This window comes from Gammaproteobacteria bacterium, assembly GCA_035279405.1.
Lineage (GTDB): Bacteria > Pseudomonadota > Gammaproteobacteria > Natronospirales > REEB76 > REEB76.
The window spans coordinates 1-17,900 of the sequence record DATEHU010000043.1 but is presented as its reverse complement, the minus strand read 5'-3'; the positions used below and the strand labels follow the sequence as shown (position 1 = coordinate 17,900).

The 17,900-nt window shown below is 61.0% G+C and carries 20 protein-coding genes, 4 tRNA genes and 2 rRNA genes; 7 read left to right on the top strand and 19 right to left on the bottom strand.

Going from position 1 to position 17,900, the window contains the following annotated elements; translation table 11 throughout:
* The 6 genes from VJR90_10125 to VJR90_10100 form a co-directional block, all read right to left on the bottom strand.
* On the bottom strand, positions 1-128 hold a 128-nt coding region (locus VJR90_10125; protein HKV97827.1), incomplete at its 3' end, for a GTP-binding protein.
* A 91-nt stretch (positions 129-219) separates the two neighbouring features.
* A tRNA-Thr gene (locus VJR90_10120) sits at positions 220-295 on the bottom strand.
* A gap of 31 nt (positions 296-326) precedes the next feature.
* A tRNA-Gly gene (locus VJR90_10115) sits at positions 327-400 on the bottom strand.
* Positions 401-453: 53 nt separating this feature from the next.
* Positions 454-540, bottom strand: a tRNA-Tyr gene (locus VJR90_10110).
* 565 nt (positions 541-1,105) lie between these two features.
* Positions 1,106-1,516: a hypothetical protein gene (locus VJR90_10105; GenBank protein ID HKV97826.1), complete on the bottom strand. Its 411-nt coding sequence runs from the start codon at positions 1,514-1,516 to the stop codon at positions 1,106-1,108.
* A 38-nt stretch (positions 1,517-1,554) separates the two neighbouring features.
* Positions 1,555-2,097: a hypothetical protein gene (locus tag VJR90_10100; protein ID HKV97825.1), complete on the bottom strand. Its 543-nt coding sequence runs from the start codon at positions 2,095-2,097 to the stop codon at positions 1,555-1,557.
* A gap of 471 nt (positions 2,098-2,568) precedes the next feature.
* Here VJR90_10100 and VJR90_10095 point away from each other — a divergent pair, with 471 nt between their 5' ends.
* Together VJR90_10095 and VJR90_10090 are read left to right on the top strand one after the other, a co-directional pair.
* Positions 2,569-2,937: a PadR family transcriptional regulator gene (locus VJR90_10095; GenBank protein ID HKV97824.1), complete on the top strand. Its 369-nt coding sequence runs from the start codon at positions 2,569-2,571 to the stop codon at positions 2,935-2,937.
* Complete coding sequence (locus VJR90_10090) at positions 2,930-3,817, top strand: sensor domain-containing protein (protein HKV97823.1); 888 nt, start codon at positions 2,930-2,932, stop codon at positions 3,815-3,817. Before VJR90_10095 ends, VJR90_10090 begins: the two co-directional genes overlap by 8 nt.
* 6 nt (positions 3,818-3,823) lie before the next feature.
* Here the strand turns inward: VJR90_10090 and VJR90_10085 are convergent.
* The 5 genes from VJR90_10085 to plsY all read right to left on the bottom strand — a co-directional run bounded on the left by VJR90_10085 (position 3,824) and on the right by plsY (position 7,168).
* Positions 3,824-3,899, bottom strand: a tRNA-Thr gene (locus tag VJR90_10085).
* A gap of 213 nt (positions 3,900-4,112) precedes the next feature.
* Positions 4,113-4,811, bottom strand: a complete 699-nt coding sequence (locus VJR90_10080) for an SPOR domain-containing protein (protein ID HKV97822.1) — start codon at positions 4,809-4,811, stop codon at positions 4,113-4,115.
* Positions 4,808-5,551, bottom strand: coding sequence for a type III pantothenate kinase (locus VJR90_10075; GenBank protein HKV97821.1), 744 nt, complete (start codon positions 5,549-5,551; stop codon positions 4,808-4,810). The genes VJR90_10080 and VJR90_10075 overlap by 4 nt, the downstream gene beginning before the upstream one ends.
* On the bottom strand, positions 5,548-6,531 hold the full coding sequence (gene birA, locus VJR90_10070; GenBank protein ID HKV97820.1) for a bifunctional biotin--[acetyl-CoA-carboxylase] ligase/biotin operon repressor BirA: 984 nt from the start codon (positions 6,529-6,531) through the stop codon (positions 5,548-5,550). The genes VJR90_10075 and birA overlap by 4 nt, the downstream gene beginning before the upstream one ends.
* Before the next feature lie 4 nt (positions 6,532-6,535).
* Positions 6,536-7,168 (bottom strand): glycerol-3-phosphate 1-O-acyltransferase PlsY, encoded by a 633-nt coding sequence (gene plsY / locus VJR90_10065; protein HKV97819.1) that lies wholly within the window; start codon positions 7,166-7,168, stop codon positions 6,536-6,538.
* 97 nt (positions 7,169-7,265) lie between these two features.
* On the opposite strand from plsY, the gene VJR90_10060 reads away from it, so the two are divergent.
* Together VJR90_10060 and VJR90_10055 are read left to right on the top strand one after the other, a co-directional pair.
* Complete coding sequence (locus VJR90_10060) at positions 7,266-7,718, top strand: MarR family transcriptional regulator (protein HKV97818.1); 453 nt, start codon at positions 7,266-7,268, stop codon at positions 7,716-7,718.
* A gap of 8 nt (positions 7,719-7,726) precedes the next feature.
* Entirely contained in the window at positions 7,727-8,611 is an 885-nt protein-coding gene (locus tag VJR90_10055; protein ID HKV97817.1) for a diacylglycerol kinase family protein, read from the top strand.
* Here the strand turns inward: VJR90_10055 and VJR90_10050 are convergent.
* Positions 8,595-9,470: a DMT family transporter gene (locus VJR90_10050; protein ID HKV97816.1), complete on the bottom strand. Its 876-nt coding sequence runs from the start codon at positions 9,468-9,470 to the stop codon at positions 8,595-8,597. The two genes, VJR90_10055 and VJR90_10050, sit on opposite strands and share 17 nt — an antisense overlap.
* A 49-nt stretch (positions 9,471-9,519) precedes the next feature.
* A complete protein-coding gene (locus VJR90_10045; GenBank protein ID HKV97815.1) occupies positions 9,520-10,110 on the bottom strand; it encodes a CBS domain-containing protein in 591 nt (196 codons plus the stop codon).
* 149 nt (positions 10,111-10,259) lie between these two features.
* Between VJR90_10045 and rocF the strand changes: the two genes are divergently transcribed.
* A complete protein-coding gene (gene rocF / locus VJR90_10040; protein ID HKV97814.1) occupies positions 10,260-11,177 on the top strand; it encodes an arginase in 918 nt (305 codons plus the stop codon).
* Positions 11,178-11,184: 7 nt separating this feature from the next.
* The gene (locus VJR90_10035; protein ID HKV97813.1) at positions 11,185-11,544 is read left to right on the top strand and encodes a carboxymuconolactone decarboxylase family protein; all 360 of its coding nucleotides are present in this window, start codon (positions 11,185-11,187) and stop codon (positions 11,542-11,544) included.
* Between the two features lie 170 nt (positions 11,545-11,714).
* On the opposite strand, the gene VJR90_10030 is transcribed toward VJR90_10035, so the two are convergent.
* The 4 genes from VJR90_10030 to VJR90_10015 all read right to left on the bottom strand — a co-directional run bounded on the left by VJR90_10030 (position 11,715) and on the right by VJR90_10015 (position 15,480).
* Positions 11,715-13,466 (bottom strand): penicillin acylase family protein, encoded by a 1,752-nt coding sequence (locus tag VJR90_10030; GenBank protein HKV97812.1) that lies wholly within the window; start codon positions 13,464-13,466, stop codon positions 11,715-11,717.
* Complete coding sequence (locus VJR90_10025) at positions 13,456-13,914, bottom strand: penicillin acylase family protein (GenBank protein HKV97811.1); 459 nt, start codon at positions 13,912-13,914, stop codon at positions 13,456-13,458. The genes VJR90_10030 and VJR90_10025 overlap by 11 nt, the downstream gene beginning before the upstream one ends.
* A 148-nt stretch (positions 13,915-14,062) precedes the next feature.
* Positions 14,063-14,527, bottom strand: coding sequence for a PaaI family thioesterase (locus VJR90_10020; GenBank protein ID HKV97810.1), 465 nt, complete (start codon positions 14,525-14,527; stop codon positions 14,063-14,065).
* On the bottom strand, positions 14,524-15,480 hold the full coding sequence (locus VJR90_10015) for an arginine deiminase-related protein (protein ID HKV97809.1): 957 nt from the start codon (positions 15,478-15,480) through the stop codon (positions 14,524-14,526). Before VJR90_10015 ends, VJR90_10020 begins: the two co-directional genes overlap by 4 nt.
* Before the next feature lie 134 nt (positions 15,481-15,614).
* Here VJR90_10015 and VJR90_10010 point away from each other — a divergent pair, with 134 nt between their 5' ends.
* Positions 15,615-16,673, top strand: a complete 1,059-nt coding sequence (locus VJR90_10010; GenBank protein HKV97808.1) for a 2OG-Fe(II) oxygenase — start codon at positions 15,615-15,617, stop codon at positions 16,671-16,673.
* A gap of 429 nt (positions 16,674-17,102) precedes the next feature.
* Here VJR90_10010 and rrf read toward each other — a convergent pair.
* Together rrf and VJR90_10000 are read right to left on the bottom strand one after the other, a co-directional pair.
* Positions 17,103-17,218 (bottom strand): 5S ribosomal RNA (rrf, locus tag VJR90_10005).
* A gap of 117 nt (positions 17,219-17,335) precedes the next feature.
* Positions 17,336-17,900 (bottom strand): 23S ribosomal RNA (locus VJR90_10000); the annotation flags it as partial.

Sequence of the window (17,900 nt, the reverse complement as noted above, 5' to 3'; positions counted from 1 at the left end):
TCACCACCAAATTTCTTCGACTGAATCACCGTCAACGCCGCCGTCAACGTGGTCTTGCCGTGATCCACATGCCCAATCGTCCCCACGTTTACATGCGGCTTCTTGCGCTCGTATTTTGCCTTGGACACGGTTGCTACTCCTCAGTGATCAGCGTTAACTTGACGTTGCGTTTCGGCATTGCCTGGCTCATTCCTCGCGGCCACACACCTCCCACCGTCCTGGAGCCCATGACCGGAATCGAACCGGTGACCTCGTCCTTACCAAGGACGTGCTCTACCGACTGAGCTACATGGGCGACCTGATCTGCACCGCACTCACCCGTTGGCTGGAGCGGGTGATGGGAATCGAACCCACGTCATCAGCTTGGAAGGCTGAGGTTCTACCATTGAACTACACCCGCTGCGTCCGTCGCTGGGTCCCGAACCTGCCAACCAAGAGCTCGAAATTCATTTCTGGTGGAGGGGGAAGGATTCGAACCTTCGTAGGCGTAAAGCCAGCAGATTTACAGTCTGCCCTCGTTGGCCGCTTGAGTACCCCTCCACGGACGAAGCCGGGAATTGTCTTATATTTCGCGGATTTGTGTCAACGGGAAAGGCGTACAAAACCAGCCAAGGCAGCCCGAGCCCGTCGCCAGGACGCCTCGCCTCCGGGCATGGCAGGGGGCAGAACCCGGATGCGCACACTGTTCGGATACCCATATCCGCTCGCAAGTGGCTCAGATAACGAGGGTTTTCTGCATCCGGCTTGGATGGCGCCGGCCATTGCCTGCAACCACGCTCTTGAAATTCATGGGTTCGGCAATTTCGGACGCCTGCGTTCAATTCCAAACTCAAAACCGCACCTGTCTGCCTGATTTGCGCCTTTGGGCATAATTGCGCGCGCAACTCGCCAAGTGCAGGCCGACACCAACCAGGCAGACGTGCCCGGCCAGCCGGCCGGAGCCCCATGGATATCTTGGCGATTGGTGAAATCCACATGCTGGCGGTGGTTTGGACACGCTTGAGTGGTGGGCTGGCCGGAGAGCCGTCAGGGATGTGCGCGTCCGCGACGGCACTCGCGATCCCTGGCCTCCGATACCGACCTCCCAGTCCGTTGACGAGATCGCTCAAAACTTGACCTGCGCCCACACGCCGATTTCCCGCGTCTTGAGTGCGCTCCTGGAATCGGCAAGCTGCTCGTATTTGTACGCCAGCGCCCAGATAATGTTCCTGTTGACCGGAAACGCGATACCGGCGTTGTAGTACGTGTCGGTCTTCGACGGGTCCAATCTTTCGCTGGGCATAGCGTGGTCGTAGCGCGCGAACAGTACGGTACCGTTTGCAACAATTTGCGTCGAGCCGAACAGCGAATAGCCGCTGGCTGAATCGGTCGCGGTGGTGGTGATAGCCGCAGGGGTGAAATTGCTGGCGTGGAAATACTCCGCCCCCAAGGTAACTACCGCCGTCTTGTACGCAATCAGGACATTCTGACGATTGGCTGTATTCAGTGCCGGAGTGATAGACGTGTTTTGGCCCAAATCACCGCTATACGCCCCGATTGCGATTACCCATCCGCTTACCGGGGGTACAACGCCCAGCGGCCTTCCCAGTCCATGCTCTTGGTGCGCGTCGGGTTCTTGTAGCCGCCGCCATTCACCAACGACACGGCGTAATTGCTCCAGCTGTTACTGCCGGGGAAATGCGCACCCCAGTCCGCGGAATTGCCGAAATGCAGCCGGTCAACCAAGGTCGGCTCCATAAAGCGGTAGCCGTAGATGCTCTCGTCGAACGGAATCCATGGCATGTCGGCCGAGCCCAGGCGGAACGTCGTGGACTGAGCTAGCCTCGCTTGCACAAACGCTTTCTTGACGAATAGCTGCGTTTCACCATTTGAATTGGTGTAGTTGAAGTCGGTGGTCAAGTTTGCCGACCAGATATCGTCAAAGACGTGATCCACCCCCAGATAGAAACGCCTGATATCCATGCCGTAGCCGGTGGCGATGGTATCCACGCCGTTCTGTTGCTGATTGAGATAGCTCCAGTCGGTGAACAGCACGCCGCTCAACGTGGTGCTGCCGATTGAATTATCCGCAAGTGCGGGAATACCGAGCCCGCTCAATTCGTCAACAGCAGACCCACCCAAAACGTCTTGCGCATGAAAAACCTCCTTCCCCTGAAATTGCAGAAGGAGACTAGCGACGCAACATGACTGCACGATGAAAAGGAGGTTACGGCGTCATGACAACGTGGCGTGACTGGATCGGGTCAAAAGAAGCTTCACTAGAAGCTTCACTGCCGGCCGCAACCCGTGGGCGGTGGTGGCCGTCGAAGAATTGTCCGGGTCACAGGCGCTAATCCAACTGCGGTGGGTGACGGCGCGCATTTCGAAGGGCGCCTGGGTGCGATGTGAATCTGATGCCATGGCCCCCATGGGTACGCGCGTGCACCGAATTAGGCCAGTCGGTGCGGCCCCCGGTCTTCCATAGTCCTCGGGAATGCTGACCTGATAAATATTTCCAAAAACTGCTTGACTATTGTTAAGTTAATACTATACCCTTGTCAATACTACAGTACATTTGAGAATTGCTGGGTGAGTGACGAAGACAACCATCTGCGCAAGTTCCAGAAAGAACTCAATGCCGGCATCGTGGCACTGGTGCTGTTGGCCACCCTGGCTGAAGCTCGGAATCCGCAATACGGCTACCAGATCGCCAAACAACTGGAACCCGACGCAGGGGAAAACGGCGTCATGAAGCAGGGCACGCTTTATCCGGTGCTGCGCTCTCTGTCCGCCGCAGGGCTGTTGGATAGTTACGTGGAACCTTCGGTTTCCGGCCCGCCGCGCCGTTACTACACCATCACCGACGCCGGCCGCGCGGTACTCGCCCAGTGGAAAGACGCCTGGGTCAACACCCGGGATTTTGTGGACGCCATCATGAAGGACAGCCGCCATGACTAACACCGTACCCCGCAGCATTCAGGACTATCTGGAGCAATTGCGTGCCGCACTCCACGGCGCTGACCCGGCGCTGATCCAGGACGCGCTTTACGATGCCGAGGAATATCTGCGCGGTGAATTGCATGCACACCCCGATCAGAGCGAGGAACAAATTCTCGCCGCCATCGCCACCAGTTACGGCGCGCCGGAGGAAGTGGCCGACGCCTATCGCGCCACCGAGGTCAAGGTGCAGGCCGCCCTGCGCACGCCGCGTCCCGCCAAACGCCGCTCGTTGCTTGGAAATTTTTTCGGTGTACTGTCGGATCCGCGCGCCTATGCTTCCTTGTTCTATCTGCTGATGGCGATGTTTACCGGCATCTTTTACTTTACCTGGGTAATGGCCGGGTCGGCACTGTCATTCGGCCTGCTGCCGCTCGTCATCGGCATTCCGTTCTTCCTGCTGTTCCTGGGCAGCGTGCGCATGCTGTCGTTGGTGGAAGGTCGCGTTGTTGAATCCTTGTTGGGCGTGCGCATGCCGCGCCGGCCGCCCCATCCCGGCGGAACCGTGCCCTTGTTCACCCGCATCAAGGAGCTGCTCACCGATGGCCGCACTTGGTCCACGCTGTTTTACATGGTCCTGCAACTGTTTCTCGGCACGCTGTACTTCGCGGTGATCATCGCCTGGCTGGCGATCGCGCTGACGTTGATTTTTTCCCCGCTCACCTACGTTTGGCACGGATTGATTTATATCAACGGTCCGATCGTTGTTTCCTGGTTCTTCTGGCCGCTGTGCGTGATTGCCGGAATCCTGCTGCTCATCGCCTTGCTGCACGCGGTGCGCGGCACCGGTTATGTACACGGTCACATTGCCAAGCGTCTGCTGGTAAGACTGGCAGACTGATTGCAATGGTGCCGGCGGAGGGATTCGAACCCCCGACCTTTGGTTTACAAAACCACTGCTCTACCAACTGAGCTACGCCGGCCTCTCTACCAGCCTCAACTCTGCCATCCATGGCGTAACGTTACGCCTCTTGGCGATCCCGGCCCGAACATCCATGTTCATGCGCTCGACCGGATCGGAATGCCGCTGGCATTCCAATAAACACACCGGTCGAGCCCAACTGGGCTACGCCGGCTTCAATGAAGTTCGCCCGCATGGAATCAGGCGCAAATTCTAGCAGGCCAAAGCATCGCGGTCAGGAACGGTTTCCGGCGCCGCACTCCTCGCGTCCGATGCTCGCATCTCCCTCTTCCAAATCGGCGAATACCTTGGCGACCGGCAGTTGTTGTGCTGCACCACGCGCATCGAGCCAATACCGCGGAGCGTCGCGGAAGCGCTCGGTTACCAGCGCGCGGTAGCCGAGTGCGCGAATCTGTTTCTGGTGAGCCAGCGCACCATAGCGATCACTGTAAACCCCCAGGGAAATGGCATTACGATTCGCCTCATCGGTGACCACGTACAAATCCTTGACGCCGCGCTGCTGCAGCAGTTTGGCCGCGGCTTCGGCCTCGCGGCGCGATCCGAACGGCGGCAAGTACACCCAGTATCCCTGACGCACTTTCCCGGGAACCAGTCGCTGCGCAACGTTCGCACCGCCGGCGCGCAAGCGCGTGCTGCCCGCCTCGGCCGCCGCCGCGCTCGGAAACGGCCCGTAACTCATGCAACTCTGCGCGCTGACATCGGCAGCGGCTGGACTGGCGGGAGCGGGCGCAGGCACGAGTGACTTCGCGAGCGCAGCCCGTTGGGCGGGGCTGAGTTCGGCGATGAGCTTGAGCGGTTGGACCCGGGGCAGCGGGGTGGACGACGGCGACGACGGCGACGGTCTCAGCCATCCGAACCAGATGAACGCCACGACATTCGCCAGCACCAATACCAGAAACAGCGTTCGCATCATGTGCGCAGCTCTGCCAGCACCATCAATCCCTCCAGAACCAGATGCGGCGCAAGTGTAAACCGTTCGTGCAGCCACGGTTGCAGGGTTTCCGCGTCACCGCCAGTCAGCAGCAACTTGATTTCCGTGCCTTCCCGGGCACGGACTTCGGCCACCACCCGCTCGATGAAACCTGCGGCTGCGTACAAAACACCGCTGCTCACCGCGGTGCGCGTGTCACGCGCAAACAGAGTGGGCTGCCTAACGGTGCCGCTGGGCAGCGCAGGTGCCGCCGCAGTCAGTGCGCGCTGCATGGCGCCGAGTCCGGGCGCAATCAGGCCGCCCAGATGCCGGCCGTTGCGGTTGACGGTATCCATGGTGAGGGCGGTTCCACATCCAAGGACGCAGACTGGACCGCCATAGCGATGGAACGCGCCGACCACCGCGGACCAGCGATCCGCCCCCAGCTGCGCGGCATCGGTATAACCATTGGTCACGCCGCCTGCCTGTGGCGATGGGTGCATGAATTCCGGTGTGAGCTGGAACCGCTGTTGACAAAAATCGCGCAGACTCTCGGCAACGGTGACGCCGGCCACGTTGCTGACCACGATACGCTGCGGGTGCGGCACATCGCCCCAGACTGACTGCCAGATCTCCATCGACGGTCGGCCCAAATGCATCGCAACGCCGTAACCGGACAATTCGCGACCCTGCGCGAGCGCCCACTTGACGCGCGTGTTGCCAATGTCGGCGAGCAACATCATGGCGCGAGTCTCAAGCTGAGATCGCCGGATACAAATCGCCGGGTGCCGGCGCCGGTATCCAGCAACAGCGCGCCGTCCTGATCCACACCGAGTGCGGTGCCCTCAATGACGTGCTGCTGGTGATGCAGTCGCACGCTTTTGCCGGCAGTCAAATCCAGCACCCGCCAGTCTGCGGCAAACGCGGCGAATCCGCGTACGGCAAAAACCTCAAGGGCGTCCAGCAATTGCTCAATCAGCGCCGCCGCCAGCGCATTGCGCCCCGGCGTCTTGTCCAGCAGTTGCGTCGTCAGATCCGTCCACGGCTGATCTATGCGCGCGGCCGCTGCGGCCGGCATGCGCACATTGATGCCGATACCCACCACCGCGCGCACCTGGCCGGGCGGCTCGCCCTGCATGTCCACCAGAATACCGCCGAGCTTTCTGCCGGCCATGCATAAATCGTTGGGCCATTTGATGGCGACACCCGACACGCGCAGTGTGCCGAGTGCCCGCACCACGGCGACCGCCGCCGCCATCGCGAGCGCCGAGAAGCCCGGTGGCAGATCATCGAAACGCCAGGCGCAGGATATATATAAGTTGGCGGCAAACGGCGACACCCATTGCCGGCCGCGCCGACCCCGACCGGCGGTCTGCCGTTCGGCGAGACACACGGCGGGAAGTTCGTGCGCCCGGGTCATGAGCCAGGTGTTGGTCGAGTCCACCTCATCGAGCACCGACAAGGCCGCGAGTTGCCGGCGCGCGGCCGGCGACAAGTGCGTTTTTATTTCCGCTGCATCGAGCAATTCCAGCGGCGCCGCCAGACGATAGCCGCGCCCCGGCACCGAGAATATTTCCAGGCCGCCCGCCTGGAAGCGCCGCAGGTGTTTCCACACTGCACTGCGGCTGATTTTCAAGCCACGCGCAAGCTGTTCGCCCGAATGAATCGCGCCGTCCCCCAGGATGCGAATCACTTGGTGCGCTGTGCTGTCGAAACGCAGCATGCGTTCAGCGCCGGCGCAACAGCATGACGCGCGTGAAACGGTTTTCCTTACCGGCCACGAGCCGACGGATGTTGCCGCGATGCGTGTACACGATAAACAACGCCATCACCAGTCCGAAGCAGAAAAGCGGGGAAGTGTAACCGTGCACGATCACGGCGAATACCGGTACCGACCAGGCGGCCAGCAGAGTGGACAGCCCGACATAGCCGCTCAACACCAGCACCAGACACCAGACAATCACTGCCACGGTCAGCGCCGGCCAGGAGAGCATCAACAGCACGCCGAGAAAGGTGGCGAAACCCTTGCCGCCACGGAAACGGAAAAACACCGGGAACACGTGCCCGACGATGGCGGCCGCGCCGCATGCCGCGGCCGTCCACTCGATGCCCAGTTCACTCGGTGCTGCCAGCAGGTACGGCAGCAATCCGGCCGCCAGTACGCCCTTGCCCACATCAATGAGCATCACCCACAAGGCGAACACCCGGCCTTGGGTACGCAAGGCGTTGGTACTGCCGGCGTTGCCGCTGCCCTGGGTGCGGATATCTACGCCGCCGTAAATCTTGCCCACGATCAGGCTGCCGATGAGCGAGCCCAGCAGATAAGCGATGACAATTCTCAGCAACAACCAGGCCAGCATAGCGCGTGCTCCGGGTCCGCAGCCCAGTTAGTTTAACAGGCGCTGCTTGCGGACCGCGTGCGAGTGTTGAACAATGCCGACTAAAGCGAGCTCCTGCATGACCATGGACCCAGATCGTCTGGCGGCAGACATTCTGCTCGCCCTGCGGCGCATCATGCGCGGCATGGACATTTCCAGCCGCCAGCTCATTGGCGAGCGCGGCTTGACCACGCCGCAATTGCTGTGCCTGCAGAACCTGGGCGAACACGGCGCCATGACCAGCGGCATGCTGGCGCAAGTGGTCTCACTCAGTCCCGCAACCGTCACCGGCATCCTCGATCGCCTGGAGTTGCGCGGCCTGGTGACGCGCGAACGCCGCCCGGAAGACAAGCGTCACGTGCTCGTGACCGTCACCCACGCCGGAGCCGCGGCGGCCGATGCCGCACCCTCGCGCCTGGCCCAGCGCTTTGCCGACGCCCTAGCGCATCTCCCAGACGATGACCGCGGCGAAGTGTTGCGCGTGATTCAGTATCTTGCGGATCTGGCCGATGTACGCAACGGCCGTGGCTGAACGCACGCGTGCACGCCGCCCTGGTCATTAATCCCGCGGCCGGACGCGGTGCCGGGCGCCGCCTGGCCGCTGCGATTGCCGATTATCTTGCGGACCTCGGCGTCCAGATTCACAGCCAGGATATCAGCCGCAGCGGCGGTGACCTGGCCACTCAGGTACGCGAGCGCCTTGCGCTACGTCCGGATGCGGTGATCGTCGTGGGCGGCGATGGCAGCGTGCATGCGGCCGTGAACGGCTGGATGCAGGCCGGGGGCGGTGCGCCGCTCGCGTTCGTGCCGGTCGGCACGGGCAACGACTTCACCAAGATGCTCGGCTACGCGTCCGATTGGCGCGCCGCCTGCCGGCAAATCGCACAAGCGCGTACCCGTGACGTTGACGTGGCGCGCTGCAACGACTTTCATTTCATCAATAGCCTGGGCATCGGTTTCGACGCGCGTGTGGCGATGGCCGCGAATCGCATGCAATGGCTGCACAGCCGCGCGGTGTACGGCGTGGCATTGCTGCGTACGCTGTGCTTCGACTACGCGACCCCGAAGGTCAGACTGCAATACGCTGCGGTAACGCTGGAAACTGCCATCACCCTGATCGCAGTCAACAACGGGCGCGTGGAAGGCGGCGCTTTCGTGCTTGCGCCACAGGCGGAAATTGACGACGGCCTGCTGGATGTGGTGGTGGCATCGGCGCTGAGCCGGTTTGGCATCCTGCGGCTGGTGCCGCGCGTGCTGCGCGGTACCCACGCCGGTCACTCTGCGGTGCGCATTTTCAGGACCGACAGACTGCTGATCGAATGCAACGCCGGCATGTCGGTACACGCGGATGGCGAGATCCGCTATACCGATGCGCACCGCCTGGAAATCACCGTCCTGCCGCGCCGCCTCAGGGTGTTTGCCTGAGCGGGATCGGTGTACGCCGTACCGTGCCGAGATAGATCGCGGCCAACGCCAACACGGCGCCCGCAATCTCCACCGCGGTAAAGCGCCGGCCGAAGATGCTCACGTCCCATATGAACGCGCACACCGGCTGCAGCAGCAGCACCAGTCCGACCTGAGAGGCGCGCACCCTGGAAAGGCCGCTGGAAATCAGCACCCAGCCCAACACCTGGCCAAACACTCCGTAACCCACCAGCCAGCCGGCGTCTTTCCAGGTGGGAATCGCGAAGGAGGCGTGCTCCGGCCCCATGGCAAGCCCAAGCAGGACGGCGCTCATGAGCGACACCGCCATCATGGTGACGAATGCGGACCCCGCGATCTCCGCCACGCGCACGCGGCGCAGCGTGAGGATATAACCGGCATAGCAACAGGCGGTTATCAATCCCAGGATCACGCCGGTCCTGTAACCGGTCGAAAACTCGGACCAGTCGAAGCCCACGAGCAATATCAAACCCAGTATCGCGAGCGGAATCGCAACCATCTGGAACCAGGTGAGACGCTCGCGGAACGCGATCACCCCGGCCGCCGCCAGCAGGAACACCTGAAAATTCGCCAGCAGGGTCGCGACGCCCGGGCCCACATACAGAATGCTGCGGTGCCAGAAACTCAGGTCCAGCGCGAAAAACAGCGCCGCGAGTCCGCACGCCGTCAGGGCCGCGGGCTTGAGCCGCAGACGCTCGCGCCGCCACAGCACGATAGCCAACAGGATCAACCCGCCGAACAGCACGCGGTAGAAAGCGCTGGTGGCGGGCGACACCGAGACCAGCTCCACAAACACCGCGGAGAAACTGATCATCACCGCGCCGGCAATCAGGCGCCACATGCAGGCTCTGCCGTAATATGCGTTCGCATGCAGTGCGTGCGCACGTGCCTCAATGGATCAATGCCGCTTCGAGTTCGGCGAACGTGTAGGCAATGCCCGTAGTGTCAATCTGCACGCCCAATTGCCGGCCGACCTGACGTGCGGAAAAAATCCCGCGGATCGCCGGGCCATCGGGCGTGCGTGCGATCACCAGCGCGTGCTGACGTCCGGTGCGCTTGAGTGTCTGGATGATGTCGCCGACGCGCGCATCGGATACCTCGGCCATGCTCAGAGCCTCGAAACTGTCACGCGCAGTCATGATGTCACGCACCAGGACTTCGCTGCGGCTAACGCCCATCTGCTGCTGGAAGCGCATGGGACGCATGCCCTTCAGATCGTTGAGCGTGATGAGCCCGACCACATCGCCCGATTCGTTGAGCACAAACAACAGGCGCACGCCGACGTTGCGCATGTGTTCCTCAGCCTTGTCCAGCGGCTGGTTGGGATTCACGCTGGCAGCCGCCACGCGGGTGAGATCCGTCATGACATCCAGCGCCGGATTTTGCAGGGTCACGTGCTCCGGACGCTGCTGATTGGGGCGCATCAACGCGGCGCCCGCGGGAACCGCCATCACCGACAGCGCCTTGAATTCTGCACTCATGAAATCCTCCACAGTTGCTTGCGCGGCCAGTGGCCATGCCGCATAAAGTATAGCGTGACGCTCTGCATATATGCGTATTCCAGGCCGTGCAAACCGGCATGTTAGAATTTCACGCACGCAATCACGGTCAGACGTCATTCTGCTTCCGCATGACCAAAAAAGTACTCATCACCAATGTGCACCTGGATCTGGGTGCGGGCCGCCGCGGCACCGACATGGGCTCCTCCGCCATGCATGTCGCGGGCGTGGTACCCGCGCTGGAAAAACTCGGGCACAAGGTTGTGGGCGTATATAACCTCGGCCAGGTATCGCAGGAATCCGCCGAAGTCGGTGACCTGCGCACGCGCTATCTCGGCGTGATCAATGAAGTCTGCCGCGAACTTGCCGACCGGGTGGAACGCTCGTTGCAACAGGGTGAATTCCCGTTGCTGCTGGGCGGCGATCACTCCCAGGCCATCGGCTCGATTGCCGGAGTTTCGCGTTACCTGAAAGGCCAAGGCAAATCCTTGGGGGTACTGTGGGTGGATGCGCACACCGACATGAATACTCCCGACAGCAGCCCCTCGGGGAACATTCATGGCATGCCGCTCGCCACACTGCTCGGATACGGGCCCGAGGAATTGACCAGCATCAGCGGCGACGGTGCCGCGCTGTCGCCGGAACATGTGGTGATATTCGGCGTGCGCGAAGTGGATCGTGGCGAAGCGCAGCTGGTAAAAAAGACCGGAGTGCGGGTGTTCACCATGAGCGAAATTGATTCCCGTGGTGCCGGTGCCTGCCTGGAAGAAGCCATGCAGATTCTCGGCCGCGCGACCGGCGGCATTCACTTGTCCTATGACCTAGACGGTTCCGATCCCGCGGTGGCCCCCGGCACCGGCACGCCCGTGCCGGGCGGACTCAATTTCCGCGAATCGCACCTGGTGTGCGAAACCATAGCCCGGAGCAAGCGCTTGCTCAGCATGGAAGTGGTGGAGCTCAATCCCATCCTCGACATCGAGAACCGCACCGGCAAATTTGCGGTGTGGCTGATCCAGTCGGCCCTGGGCCGCACGATCCTGTGGAATTAGCGCGCCTATGGGCAAGCGCGCAGAAGAATTCAACGCATTCCGCCGCCGCATGAACGCGCGTATCCTCGCGGAGGACAACCGCGTCATCAAGCGCGTATTCTCGGTGGACAGCCTCACCTATGAAGACGGCGCCCTGCCGGCCAAGACCAAGGAACTCCTCGGGCTTACCGCCTCCATGGTGTTGCGCTGCGACGACTGCGTGAGCTACCACATCGGCCAGTGCATCGAATCCGGTTGCAGCAAGGACGAGATCGTGGAAGCCATGAGCGTTGCGTTGGTCGTGGGCGGGACCATTGTTATCCCGCATATGCGCAGAGCTATCGAGTTCCTGGACGAGCTGCTCGCAGATAAAGAGCGACCGCGCTAGTGCTGGCCCAGGGCGAGCCAGGGAACGCCACCGCAAGCATCCGCCACCACCCAGGCGCGGGCATCATCACTACGGCCGCGCGCAAGCTTTAATGGAAAATCTCGGCCGTGGGTGCGCAGTGGGCACGGCGAGTGACCCATCATACGATGCTGTCTTCCTGGCAAGGCCCGTCAGTTCCCGGGGTGGTATTGCCGCTCAATGTGGCCGTCCAACTGGGATTTGTAGTAATACACCTCACGCAGATCGCCCTGCGCGTAACGGGCCGCCTGATCCGTGAAGTGCGCAGAGGCCGGATTGCCGCTTTCGCCGCCCACTTTGATCGCCCAGGCGTGCACGGTCGGGCCAAACTCCACAAGGCATACGAAACTGTTGCCGTCGTCGCCATACCATTTTTTGGTGTTCGGGTACGGCCGCGCGTTGAAAGCCGCCAATGATCCCCAGAGTGACGAGGTAAACGGCACCGGCATGCTGGGCTTGGAATCGTCGAAGTGTGGTTGGATGCTGTCGTCAATGCGCTGGAAACGGTTGATGTCCCCCCAGGGAGTCTGCCAGGTCCCGAAATCTTCGTTGAGTTTGTCCACCGTCCGGGCGAGCGTTTGCAACAGGTCTGCCGGGGTTGCGAATTTCTCCACGTAATCGGCCGGCCACATGTGCGCGGCGCGCGGATCAGAGCGCAACTGCTGAAACAGGCCGCTACCCCAGAACACCGCGAGCGAAGTCGCCACCGAATTGGCGCCCCAGCGATAATCCCAGTCGCGCAACACCCGGATCGGCCCAGCGAGTTTGGCCTTGAGCGGATCCGCGGCCGGCAAAGCCGCGTAGTCCCTGAGGAGAATCGGAATCATCTTGGCGAACGGCGGCAAATAACTGTCGTAGGCTGCGCGCTCAAGTTTCGCCGCGCTCCAGTCCCGGGAACCGCTCAGCAGTCTGAGCGCGTGATAGCCGCGCGGGGATTCCTCGGTGTTGCCGTCCACATAAGCCGGGAAATCCTGACGCTTCGGGCTGTCCGGACCGGCGGCCGACCACGGCCAGTTGTTCGAGTTGTACAGCCAGCCGGTCTTGGGATTCAGCAGGTGCGGAGTCCCGGCCAGCGTGAGCAGACCGTGGAATGCGGTCGCGGGATTGCTGCCGTCCACGGGTTCGGCCCAGTTGAATTCGTCGCTGCGCTTCGGGATCCAATCCGAGTGCCAGTAGGCAATGTTGCCGTCGCGGTCGTCAAAAATAGTGTTGTTGGATGAATTTGTGTGCAGCTGCATGGTCTTGCGGAACGACGTGTAGCCGGTCGTGGTCATGCGCTCCCAATCCTGAATCAGCGCCGGAATGTGCCGCTGCATAAGATTGACCGTGAGCCAATGGTCGCCGACCCGGGCGATCACCGGCCCGTGTTGCGTGTAATAGGCGCTAAACGTCTTGTGCGCCATGCCATCGGCACCGCGGTAATCAATGGTTATGTCGCGGGTTTTCACCGGCAGCCACTGCGCGCCATACTTGTAGAAGTAATGGCCGCCATGCTCGCTCACGGTCTCGAGAAAGTGGGAAATATTCAGGGCGTGACTCGAAGTGTGCATCCAGCCGTCGTACGCGTTGAACCCCTGATAAACGAAGAATTGCCCCCAGGTCACCGCGCCATAGGCGTCCAGGCCCTGGTTGCTCGCCATCTGCAATTCGTAACGGAAGTAAAAGCTCACATGCGGATTAATCAGCAACAACGCATGGTGATCGTGTGTAATGGATGCTGAAATGGCTATGCCGTTGGATCCGGTGGGCTGGAATCTTGGTGGGTTCCAGGCCACGGCTTGCGCCGGCGCCGCCATGCTGTGGCCGTAGAAGGCCTGCAGCGCTGCAACGTTCACACCCTGTTCGATATCCCCGCCGATGCTGCCTTCGGTGAAAGCCAATTCCATCCATGGTTCAAAGTGCATGATGACTTTGGGATGCACCTTGGGATGTGTATATTAAGTAGAAATTCAAGCCATCTGCCGCGGCCTGCATCAGTTGCCGCAGCCACACCGGACATTCCCGGTATTCGGCCTGTAGCGCCACGGGGTCCATGAAAAGCTGCCGGCGCAAGTCCTGGTATATTGCCGCGACGCCCTGGTATTTTGCCAGCCATCCAAGCGCACCGATGTAATTCATCTCCACGCGGTTGAAATCGTCTTCCGCTTGCGCGTACTCCATGCCGAAGACGGCATCCGCGTTGGTCTTGCCGTACACGTGCGGAATGCCCCAGTTATCCCGATAGATCGTGACCGCCTGCGCCTGCTGGTGCCAGCGCGCGATTTGCTGCGCAGTATTCGCGGCCGCGGCCTGCCGCACGGGACACGCAGTCATTAGCGTCAAAGCACAAGCGATCAGGGCAATTTTGTTCATGAGAAATTCTCCCCGCTTGTTTTGCTGGCCGCACAGCGGATTTCCGTCGGCGGTTGGAAACAATTTTCTGCCAGTGGAAAATCTGCGCGATTTTCGCCCGCCGGTTGTCAGGAAACCTGGCCGGCCGGAAACCGGATCAGGTTCGCCACTACCATCTGTGGTACGCGGGATGACCCGGCTTGACCGCCACAAAGGTGCCGCGGCAAGTGGCGCAGAGTTTGCCGCCGGCGTGCAATTCACCTTCGACGACAGCGCGATCCTCGCCGGCTTGCACCACGCGTGCCCGCAGTTGCACCGGGCCACTGGAAGGCGTTGGGCGTTTGAGCGTAATGGCGTAATCGGCGGTCACCGTGCAAGGCGGTTGATCGGCGTGTGCCTGGCGCATGAGGTGCCAGGCGGCTGTCCAGTTGCAATGGCAATCCAGCAGTGTGCCGATGATGCCGCCATTCAGCGCGCCCGGAAACGCCTCGTGATGTGGTTGCGGCATCCATTCGGCTGCCACCTCGTCACCGCGGACGAAACTCTTGATATGCAGACCCTGTGGATTGGCCGGACCGCAACCGAAGCACGTGCTGGCGGGTGCGTAGGCATCCTGCAGCGCCTGGGCCGTCATGCGCGGTCACTGGCACCGGTACGCGGGAGGAAAATTTCCGCCAACATGCACCGCACGCTGCCGCCGGCGCAGGTTTCGATGATATTCACCGGACTGGACACGATGCGCGTGTACTTTTCCATGCTCAGACGCTGCGTGGGCGTGAGACTGCGCTCGGCGCGCATGGACATCGCCAGCACACTGCCGCCCTGGCGAGTACCGAGTTGCAGCGCGTTGCCGGCAAAATCCAACATCTGCTGTGCGGTGATCGGGATGATCTCATGATCGGTTTCCTCGAGACGCCGTTGTATGTGCCGGCGTTCCTTGACGGAGCGAATGCTCGCCAGGCACAGCAGGGCAAAGCGATCGCCGATGCACATCATCACATCCGTGTGGTACACAGCTTTGCTGTGCTTGTCTACCGCATGAAATTCGACCGTTTCATATTCGAACTTGCCGGCCCATTCTCGCAGCATCTTGATATCGGTACGCGGGGACAGGCACGCGTACGCCACATGATGCTCGCGATCGAGAACCAGACTGCCCGTGCCTTCGAGAAAACGGCCCTCCAATTCAGCGCCGGTCAGATCCTCGATGCGTTGCACCTTGTAGCCTCGCTGGGTCTGCAATTCCTCGATAATATCCAGGCGTCGCTCCCAACGCCGATTCGGCGCGAGCAGTGGATACAGGACCACACTGCCGTCCGCGTGAAAGCTCACCCAGTTTCCGGGAAACACTGCATCCGGCGTCCACGGTTCAGGCGTGTCATCAAAAACCTCCACACTTACGCCCTGCTTTTGCAAGCTGGATACCAGTACATCAAACTCCTGGAGCGCCAGAGCTTGCGGGTCGTTGACTTCCACGTCGTTACGCTGGAACGCATTGGACGGCGCGGTTTCAGCGTTCACGCCAAAACGCGCGGGCCGGATCATGAGTACGGCCGGGGCAATCTGTGATTCCTTGATGCTGGGCATGGATTCAACTTCGGAACAGTCCTGAGGAAATCTTACACTAAAAGCCGCAACGCTGGCCGTGCTAGACACGACTGCCGAAATGCGCGCGCAGGTGATAAAGTTGCGCACGACAGCCTGGACCACAGGAGCTATACATGATTTCGGGTTTGGTGCGCGGCGACCGTATGCCGGATTTCCAGCGCCCGAATCCGGCCGGCGACACCGTGATGCTGTACGACCTGCAAAAAGGCCAGCCGATGTTGCTCCTGGTATTCGAGGATGCTACGGCGCCGGATACGCGCGCGGCGTTGGATGTGCTGGCGCGCGATTCAGCCGACAGCGCCCCGACCCGCGTGGCCATGATACGCGGCACTCCAGCGCAATGTGCGGCCTTTGCAAAAGGCAGCGCCGACGGCGTAACGCTGCTGGCAGACGATGGTGCCGTCGCCTTGCATCTGCTCGGAGCCGAAGCGCCGGGATCCCGGTTGATCACCGGATTTGCACTGGATCCCAACTTGCGTGTCATTGAACGCATTGAACATCGGGCCGGTGGCAATCTCGGGGATTTCCTGCGCCGGTTGCACGCCGCATGCGGACCAGATGCATCACTCGCGCCGCAAATCATCAATCAGCAGGCACCGGCGCTGTTTGTCCCGCGCGTAATGGATCCCGCTATGTGTGCCGAGCTGATCGCGTACTTCGAGCAACAGGGCGGTCAGCCGTCCGGCACAGCCTATATAGAAGGTGACAAGGCTTATTGGCGTCAGGATCCGTCGGTAAAGCTACGCCGCGATGTGTATATCAAGGAAGGCCCATGGCTGGAACGCATCAAGGAAGTGGTAGCGCGCCGGGTGCTGCCGGAAATCCAGCGCTGCTGCCATTACCGCGTGACACAACACGAGGTGTTCAAGCTGGTGTGCTACGACGCGCAGACTGGCGGCTATTTCCGGCCACATCGCGACAACGAATCTCGCGACACCCAGCACCGGCGCTTCGCCATGACACTGCACCTCAACACCGGCGACTACCATGGCGGCCAATTACGGTTTCCGGAATTCAGTTCCCATCTTTACGAATCGGCACGTGGGGACGCAATCGTATTTTCCTCGTCGCTGCTGCACGAGGTCGTGCCGGTCACTGCCGGCAAGCGTTACGTGCTGCTGGGTTTCTTCTTCGGCGACGATCAAACCATACAGCCGATCAAGTACGTTTGAGTCCACCATGACGTGAAACGCATTTTTCCGTCGTGATGCTACGCCATGGATGGCAAAACCAAGCGTACTATACGAGTTGGTTTCGCCATGCGAACCCCAAAAGAAAACCCCGATGATCTTTCGACCACCGGGGTTTGTGTTTAGAGCCTGGCGATTCTTGCCATGGACGGCATTATGCCGCGAAGGGCAGGAAGCCCGAGAGCGGCTGACCTACTTTCGCATGGGGTGAGCCGGGTGCGAAGCACTGCATCGCGCCCGGCGAACGCCCAGCCATGGATGGCTGGGCTGGGGACAAGCGAAGCAATGTCGCAATACCAAGGACGGCGCAAAAACCCTGAATGTACGAGCGGGTTTCCCCATGCTCATCGGATTCATCGCCACAAATGAAAAACCCCGGTAATCTTCCGATTACCGGGGTTTGTGTTTAGAGCCTGGCGATGACCTACTTTCGCATGGGGAAACCCCAAACTATCATCGGCGCTGAGCAGTTTCACTTCCGAGTTCGGGATGGGATCGGGTGGTACCCACTCGCCAGTGTCGCCAGGCAAACCGTTTCACTGTCGCGCGCCGCAGCGCGCGGTGAATTCAGAAAGTTGTTGACGCCTTGCATGTCGCAATCGTGATAAACACCGGCCATACCCCAGCAAACCGCTTGGGGTTATATGGCCAAGCCGCACGGTCAATTAGTACTGGTTAGCTCAACGCGTTACCGCGCTTACACACCCAGCCTATCAACGTCGTAGTCTTCGACGGACCTTCAGGGGCATCGAGTGCCCGGGGAAATCTAATCTTGGGGTGGGCTTCGCGCTTAGATGCTTTCAGCGCTTATCCCGTCCGTACATAGCTACCCGGCAGTGCCACTGGCGTGACAACCGGTACACCAGAGGTACGTCCACTCCGGTCCTCTCGTACTAGGAGCAGCTCCCCTCAAATTTCCAACGCCCATGGCAGATAGGGACCAAACTGTCTCACGACGTTTTGAACCCAGCTCACGTACCACTTTAAATGGCGAACAGCCATACCCTTGGGACCTGCTCCAGCCCCAGGATGCGATGAGCCGACATCGAGGTGCCAAACGACTCCGTCGATATGGACTCTTGGGAGTCATCAGCCTGTTATCCCCGGCGTACCTTTTATCCGTTGAGCGATGGCCCTCCACACACGGGACCACCGGATCACTATGGCCGACTTTCGTCTCTGCTCGACCTGTCGGTCTCGCAGTCAGGC

Excerpts from the sequence above, each read along its gene's own strand:
- VJR90_10090 (HKV97823.1), top strand. The coding sequence starts at position 2,930 with ATGACTAACACCGTACCCCGCAGCATTCAGGACTATCTGGAGCAATTG.
- VJR90_10080 (HKV97822.1), bottom strand. The coding sequence starts at position 4,811 with ATGATGCGAACGCTGTTTCTGGTATTGGTGCTGGCGAATGTCGTGGCG.
- VJR90_10075 (HKV97821.1), bottom strand. The coding sequence starts at position 5,551 with ATGATGTTGCTCGCCGACATTGGCAACACGCGCGTCAAGTGGGCGCTC.
- birA (HKV97820.1), bottom strand. The coding sequence starts at position 6,531 with ATGCTGCGTTTCGACAGCACAGCGCACCAAGTGATTCGCATCCTGGGG.
- plsY (HKV97819.1), bottom strand. The coding sequence starts at position 7,168 with ATGCTGGCCTGGTTGTTGCTGAGAATTGTCATCGCTTATCTGCTGGGC.
- VJR90_10060 (HKV97818.1), top strand. The coding sequence starts at position 7,266 with ATGACCATGGACCCAGATCGTCTGGCGGCAGACATTCTGCTCGCCCTG.
- VJR90_10050 (HKV97816.1), bottom strand. The coding sequence starts at position 9,470 with ATGTGGCGCCTGATTGCCGGCGCGGTGATGATCAGTTTCTCCGCGGTG.
- VJR90_10045 (HKV97815.1), bottom strand. The coding sequence starts at position 10,110 with ATGAGTGCAGAATTCAAGGCGCTGTCGGTGATGGCGGTTCCCGCGGGC.
- rocF (HKV97814.1), top strand. The coding sequence starts at position 10,260 with ATGACCAAAAAAGTACTCATCACCAATGTGCACCTGGATCTGGGTGCG.
- VJR90_10035 (HKV97813.1), top strand. The coding sequence starts at position 11,185 with ATGGGCAAGCGCGCAGAAGAATTCAACGCATTCCGCCGCCGCATGAAC.
- VJR90_10030 (HKV97812.1), bottom strand. The coding sequence starts at position 13,466 with ATGCACTTTGAACCATGGATGGAATTGGCTTTCACCGAAGGCAGCATC.
- VJR90_10025 (HKV97811.1), bottom strand. The coding sequence starts at position 13,914 with ATGAACAAAATTGCCCTGATCGCTTGTGCTTTGACGCTAATGACTGCG.
- VJR90_10020 (HKV97810.1), bottom strand. The coding sequence starts at position 14,527 with ATGACGGCCCAGGCGCTGCAGGATGCCTACGCACCCGCCAGCACGTGC.
- VJR90_10015 (HKV97809.1), bottom strand. The coding sequence starts at position 15,480 with ATGCCCAGCATCAAGGAATCACAGATTGCCCCGGCCGTACTCATGATC.
- VJR90_10010 (HKV97808.1), top strand. The coding sequence starts at position 15,615 with ATGATTTCGGGTTTGGTGCGCGGCGACCGTATGCCGGATTTCCAGCGC.